We start from the raw sequence: 5,896 nt of genomic DNA, 5'->3' as shown, positions 1-5,896 counted from the left end.
GACTTGCCGGCACCGGAGTACCCGATGACGGCGAGCACCTCGCCCTCCTCGACGTCGAGGCTGACGTCGTCGACGGCGAGGAGCGGGGCGCCACCGGGGCCCTGGTACCGCTTGGTGACGTGCTCCAGCTGGACGATCGCGGCCACGGTCAGCCGGCCGCCTTCGCGGCCTTCGCGTCCTCCTCGACCTCGGCGAGGTCGGCCTGCAGCGTCGCCGCGTCGGTGTCGCGCACGACCGCCTCCGGGTAGCCCTCGGTGAACTCCGCCTGCACGGCCGGGTCGTGGAACAGCTCGGCGAGCTGCAGGTAGGTCTCGTTCGCGGCGTCGTCCTTGCGGGCGGCGAAGATGTTGACGTACGGGGCCGCGGAGTCGCTGGCGGGGTCGTCGGAGTAGACGATGTCGTCGGTGGAGAGGTTCGCGGCGGTGGCGTAGTTGTTGTTCACGACCGCGCCCGCGGCCGAACCGCTCTGCAGCGCGTTCGCGGTCTGCGAGGCGTCGACGGGGATGACCTCGACCTTCGCGGACTCGATGTCGTCGACGGTGGAGAACGCGGTGCCACCACCGGAGAGGGTCAGCAGGCCCGCCGCCTGCAGCACGAGCAGCCCGCGCGCCTCGTTGATGGCGTCGTCCGGGATGGCGATCTTCGCGCCCTGCGGGAACTGCGCGGCGTCGTCCACGGTGGTGGAGTACAGCGGCAGCGGGTAGACGGCCGTGGCGCCGATGGGCTGGATGTCGTCGTCGGCCGTGACGTTGTAGTCGGCCAGGTACTGGATGTGCTGGAACTGGTTGAGGTCGATCTCGCCCTGCGCCAGCGCCGGGTTGGGCAGGCTGTAGTCGGAGAAGTTGACCAGCTCCACGTCCACGCCGAGCCGCTCCCTGGCCAGGGACACGTAGGTCTCCCAGTACGGGATGGCCTTGTCCGCCACGCCGATCCGGACGCTCTGGGCCGCACCGCCGGCCGCGGTGGTCGTCGTGGTGTCCTCACCGCCGCGGACGAGGAGGGCGACCACGACACCGACCGCGACGACGGCCGCGGCGACGGCCGCCAGCAGGGGCCCGCGCCGCTTGGGCTTGTCGGGCAGGACGGGGCTGGACTGCTCGGACACTGGTTCTCCTCGTGGTGCCGGGCCCGCACCCGGTGCGGTGCGGGCGGGGAAGCGCGCAGGTGCCGGTCCGGCGCGCGCGGTGGGGCCGGGGTGGTGCCCTCGCACGGTCCGCCGCCGGGGGCCGGACCGGATCGGGCGGGTCAGCGGCCCGGACAGCCGCGGCGCACCGCGCCCCGCCCGAGCGGACGGCAGCGGCGGGGCAGGTGCGGGAACTGCATGGTCGGTCCTCCCGGGACACCGGTCCCGGCACCGCCGGGTCGCACGCTTGCGAGGCGGTCGCCTCGCCGGGCTTTCACCTGGAGCACCCCACCGCGGAACGAGGGTTGCCGGTCAGCAAGCCAGGGCTTGTCGCTGACGCTCGATGCCGGGATCGAGGATAACCAGGGGTCCGTGAACGGTCAAAGACCGGGCAGGGCGCAGCGGCCCACCGGCGGCACCTCGCCGCTGGGCCGCCGGCCGGGGCGCCGGCTCAGCGGGGCGGCACCCAGCGGCGCGCCCGCCCGTCCCAGTGCATCAGCGGCGGGGCGCCCTGCGCGGGCACCGGCGGGGCGGGCCCGTCGTCGGCGTGCGCGGGCCCGCCGCGTTCGTCGCGGTGCCGCGCGAGGGAGCGGCCGGACAGGCGCAGCGGTGCCGTGCCGACGACCTCGAGGCGGCCGTCCCGCGCGAGCTGGCGCACGCGCGAGGGCGACAGGCCGAGGAAGCCGGCGGCTTCGGCGACGGTGACAGCGCCGTCCGGCGCTGCGGTGCTCCCCGCCCCGCCGTCGACGGCGGGAGGGGTGTCGGTGGTGGCGGCGGGAGTGGTCTCTCGGACGTCGGGCGACGGCACACGTGCATGGTGCCCGTCCCGGCCCGCCGGGGCCACCTTGTCCCCGCTCCCCCGGTGGCGCAGGCTCGGGGCCATGACCGCGCCCGCGAGCACCGCGCCCACGAGCACCGCGCCCGCCCACCCGTCCGGTGCCGTCGCGATCGGCGGCCCCGAGGGCGTGCTCGGCGACGAGGACGTGGCCGCGTTCGTCACCGGGCAGGTGGCCGGGCTCGACCTCGACGGGCGCAGCCTCTGCGTCCTGGTGCCCGACGGGACCCGCAGCTGCCCGCTGCCGCTGCTGCTGCGGGCCGTGCACGCCGCCGCGCACGGCCGCGCGAGCCGGCTGACGGTGCTGCTCGCGCTGGGGACCCACGCCGCCATGGGCGAGGAGGAGATCGCCCGCCACCTCGGGTTCTCCCCCGGCGCGCTGGCGGCGACCTACCCCGGCACCACCGTGCTGAACCACGAGTGGTGGGACCCGGCGACGTTCGCCTCGGTCGGCACCGTCCCCGCGGCGCGGCTGGCGGAGCTGTCGGAGGGCCGGCTGGTGCGCGACGTCGACGTGCGGCTCAACCGCGCGGTCGTCGAGCACGACGTGACGCTCGTCGTGGGCCCGGTGTTCCCCCACGAGGTCGTCGGGTTCTCCGGCGGCGACAAGTACCTGTTCCCCGGGGTGGCGGCGAAGGAGGTCATCGACGTCTCGCACTGGCTCGGGGCCCTGATCAGCAGCTCGGAGATCATCGGCACCCGCGGCACGACACCCGTGCGGGCCCTCATCGACGAGGCCGCCTCCCTCGTACCCGGTGAGCGGCACGCGCTGTGCGTGGTGGCGCAGTCCGGGACGGGCGCGCTGCACGCCGCGGCGTTCGGGACGCCGCAGGCCGCGTGGGCCGCCGCCGCGGACGTCTCCGCCCGGGCCCACGTGCGCTACCTCGACGCGCCCGTGCCCCGGGTGCTGTCGCTGGTGCCGGAGAAGTACCAGGACATGTGGACCGGCGCCAAGGGCTTCTACAAGGTGGAACCCGTCGTCGCCGACGGCGGCCAGGTCGTCCTCTACGCCCCGCACATCCGCGAGATCTCGCGGATGCACCCGCAGATCCTCGACATCGGGTACCACTGCCGCGACTACTTCGTGAAGCAGTGGGACCGGTTCCGGCACCTGCCCTGGGGCGACCTGGCGCACTCCACGCACCTGCGCGGCGCGGGCACGTTCGACGAGGTGCACGGGGAGCGCTGCCGGGTGACGGTGACCCTGGCCACCGCCATCCCCGAGGAGGTCGTGCGGGCGGCGAACCTGGACCACCTCGACCCGGCCGAGGTGGACGTCGACGCCTGGTCGCGCGAGCCGGGGACCCTCGTCGTGCCGCAGGCCGGCGAGGTGCTGCACCGGCTGCGCCGCCGCTGAGGACCGCCCGCCGCACCGGGGGCCCGGGCCGTTACTGGCGCAGCCGGAACCAGGTGGTCTTGCCGGCCTCGGTCACGTCCACGCCCCAGCGCTCGCTGAGCAGGTCGACGAGGGCGATGCCGCGGCCGTGCTCGGCGTCGGGACCGGCCTGGTCGGCGATCGGGGACTGCACGCTGCCGTCGCTGACGGCCACCGTCATCCCGGCGGTGCCGTCGCACTCGACGCGCATGGCGACCGGCGGCGCGCCGTGCACGACGGCGTTGGTGACGAGCTCGCTGACGAGGAGCTGCGCCTCGTCGAGGACCCGTGACTGGTGCACCTGGCAGTCCGCCTCGTGGAGGAAGGACCGCGCGCGGCCGGGGGCCTGCGCGTCCATGGGCAGGGTCAGCTCCGCCGGCGCCGTCACGTCACACACGGGGACATCCTCCCCGGACGCCGCCCGGACGGCGACGCGAGGGGGCCGCCGCCGGGCCGGTCAGGGCGCGGTGAGCACCACGGGGCCGTCGTCGGTGACGGCGACGGTGTGCTCGACGTGCGCGGCCCGGCGGCCCTCGATCGCCACGACCGACCAGCCGTCCTTCGCCTTGCGGTAGCGGCTGCCGCCGGCGATGAGCATCGGCTCGATGGCCAGCGTGGTGCCCGGCAGGAGCCGGTGCCCGGCGGCACCGGGCATCGGGCAGTTCGGCACGAACGGCGGCTCGTGCATGCTGCGGCCGATGCCGTGCCCCCCGTGGTCGGGCAGGTGGGAGTAGCCGTGCCGGCGGGCGACGTCGTCGACGGCACGCGCCACGTCGAGCAGCGTGGCGCCCGGGCGGGCGGCGGCGATCCCCGCGGCCAGCGCCTCCTCCGTGGCGGCCACCAGCGCCTCGTCCTCCTCCCGGCGCTCCCCGACGTGGACGGTGACGGCCGAGTCGCCGTGCCAGCCGTCGAGGATCGCGCCGGCGTCGATGCTCAGCAGGTCCCCGTCGTCGAGGCGGCGGCCGGTGGGGCGGCCGTGCACGACGACCTCGTTGACGGACAGGCACAGCACGCCGTTGAAGGGCGTCGGCGCCCACGAGGGCGCGTAGCCCAGGAACGAGGGCAGCGCCCCGCCCTCGCGCAGGCAGGTCTGGGCGATCTCGTCGAGGTCGCGCAACCGGGCGCCGGGCACCGCGGCGGCGCGCACCGCCTGCAGGGTGCGGGCCACCAGGCGCCCCGCCTCGCGCATCGCGTCCAGCTCGGCGGAGGTGCGGACGGGGAAGGACGGCTCGGCGCTCACCCCTCCAGTATCGCCGCCGCGACCGCCCGGCATCGCCGCCGCGATCGCCGCACCGCGGCGGCCCGCCCGCCGCGCTCGCGCCGGCCGGTGGCCCGTGCTGCACTGGGGGGAAGTCCCCCGGGGGACGGCGCCGCCGCCGCAGGCGCCGCCTCCTGCGGTGCGGCGGTGTCGCCGGGCCCCGGTCCCGTCGTCCGACCGCCCGCTGGAGGTGCGCCGTGCCCGACCTCACCGATGACGACCGCCGCATCCACGACTACCTCGTGCAGTGGTACGGCAGCCGGCGCGGGGCGCTGTCCGCGCACGACGTCGCCGAGGCCACCGGCATCCCCTGCGCGGTGGTGTCCGCCGCCGCCGGCGTGCTGGCGGCGGCGGGGTGCGTGCGGACCTACCGCTCCCCCCGGTTGCACGGCGCCGAGCGCGAGGTGCTGTTCGTCGGGCTCGTCACCCCGCCGCAGCGCCCCCGCACCGTCGACCTGCGCGGCGCCGGGGCGCGGCCCGCCACCGGGTGGCCCGGCCCACCACCGCGGGCCGTCCCCACCTGAGGCGGTGGCGGTTCACCGGTGCCGCAACCCCCACCACGTCCCCGCGACGGCGGCCAGCGCCCCGAACGCCACCGCCGCGGCGAGCGCCCCGACGCGGTCCGCGGTCGAGGCCTGCGCGGAGGCGAAGGCCGCCAGCAGCGGGCCGGCCGGGGGCAGCCAGGGCACCGCCAGCGACAGCGCGCAGCCCCCGGTCACGACGAGCACCGCGGTGCCGGTGCGCACCCGCAGCGGCCGCGAGACCAGGCAGCCGAGACCGGTGCCCGCCCAGGCGCCCACCGCGTGCAGCAGCGCGAGCAGCGCCACGGTCGCGACCGGGTACGGGTGCGGGTTGGCCACCACCGCCCACAGCACCGAGACCGCCCCCAGCGCGGCGCCGACGAGCAGGGTCGTGGCGCACCAGGTGAGCTGGCGCCGCACCCCACCGCCGAGGCGCACGAGCGTGGCGTCCGCGAACGGCGGGCTCTCCGCGCCGGTGACCGCCCGGTGCAGCCAGGCGGTGACCGGCACGAGGATCGCGGCGGTCAGCGCGCCCGCCGCCACGGGTGGGCCGGCGTCGGTGGCGTAGAGGACGGCCAGCACGGCCAGGACGGCCAGCACCGGCGGCACGGCGCTCTGCCGGGCCAGGAGCAGGCGCAGGTGGTACCCGACGCCGCTCACGGCGCACCCCCGGGCAGCGGCGCCACCTCCAGGACCTCGCCGCCGCCGCCGAGCACCGCCGCCTGCGCGGCGTCCCGCTGCGCGGCGAGGACGACCACCTCGCGCACCGCGCCGCCGGCCGGCC

At 76.8% G+C, this 5,896-nt stretch carries 7 protein-coding genes and 1 riboswitch; of the genes, 2 read left to right on the top strand and 5 right to left on the bottom strand.

The window, feature by feature from the left end; translation table 11 throughout:
• Window positions 1-148: 148 nt before the first annotated feature.
• Both ABEB16_RS14930 and ABEB16_RS14925 read right to left on the bottom strand, forming a co-directional pair.
• Window positions 149-1,105, bottom strand: a complete 957-nt coding sequence (locus ABEB16_RS14930; RefSeq protein WP_345713026.1) for a MetQ/NlpA family ABC transporter substrate-binding protein — start codon at window positions 1,103-1,105, stop codon at window positions 149-151.
• Window positions 1,106-1,361: 256 nt separating this feature from the next.
• A riboswitch (SAM riboswitch) is annotated at window positions 1,362-1,471 on the bottom strand.
• Window positions 1,472-1,574: 103 nt separating this feature from the next.
• Window positions 1,575-1,931 (bottom strand): helix-turn-helix domain-containing protein, encoded by a 357-nt coding sequence (locus tag ABEB16_RS14925; protein WP_345713025.1) that lies wholly within the window; start codon window positions 1,929-1,931, stop codon window positions 1,575-1,577.
• Between the two features lie 73 nt (window positions 1,932-2,004).
• On the opposite strand from ABEB16_RS14925, the gene ABEB16_RS14920 reads away from it, so the two are divergent.
• Window positions 2,005-3,315: a lactate racemase domain-containing protein gene (locus tag ABEB16_RS14920; RefSeq protein WP_345713024.1), complete on the top strand. Its 1,311-nt coding sequence runs from the start codon at window positions 2,005-2,007 to the stop codon at window positions 3,313-3,315.
• 31 nt (window positions 3,316-3,346) lie between these two features.
• Here the strand turns inward: ABEB16_RS14920 and ABEB16_RS14915 are convergent, their stop codons facing one another.
• On the bottom strand, window positions 3,347-3,730 hold the full coding sequence (locus ABEB16_RS14915) for an ATP-binding protein (RefSeq protein WP_345713023.1): 384 nt from the start codon (window positions 3,728-3,730) through the stop codon (window positions 3,347-3,349).
• 60 nt (window positions 3,731-3,790) lie between these two features.
• Entirely contained in the window at window positions 3,791-4,573 is a 783-nt protein-coding gene (gene map, locus ABEB16_RS14910) for a type I methionyl aminopeptidase (protein WP_345713022.1), read from the bottom strand.
• Window positions 4,574-4,788: 215 nt separating this feature from the next.
• Here map and ABEB16_RS14905 point away from each other — a divergent pair, with 215 nt between their 5' ends.
• Window positions 4,789-5,115 (top strand): hypothetical protein, encoded by a 327-nt coding sequence (locus ABEB16_RS14905; RefSeq protein WP_345713021.1) that lies wholly within the window; start codon window positions 4,789-4,791, stop codon window positions 5,113-5,115.
• Window positions 5,116-5,127: 12 nt separating this feature from the next.
• Here the strand turns inward: ABEB16_RS14905 and ABEB16_RS14900 are convergent, their stop codons facing one another.
• Complete coding sequence (locus ABEB16_RS14900) at window positions 5,128-5,772, bottom strand: hypothetical protein (RefSeq protein WP_345713020.1); 645 nt, start codon at window positions 5,770-5,772, stop codon at window positions 5,128-5,130.
• Between the last annotated feature and the right edge of the window lie 124 nt (window positions 5,773-5,896).

The sequence above is a fragment of the Kineococcus glutinatus genome (genome assembly GCF_039542765.1).
GTDB lineage: Bacteria > Actinomycetota > Actinomycetes > Actinomycetales > Kineococcaceae > Kineococcus_A > Kineococcus_A glutinatus.
The sequence above is the reverse complement of the archived record's forward strand: the minus strand, read 5'-3'. Positions and strand labels throughout refer to the sequence as shown.

Excerpts from the sequence above, each read along its gene's own strand:
- ABEB16_RS14920 (WP_345713024.1), top strand. The coding sequence starts at position 2,005 with ATGACCGCGCCCGCGAGCACCGCGCCCACGAGCACCGCGCCCGCCCAC.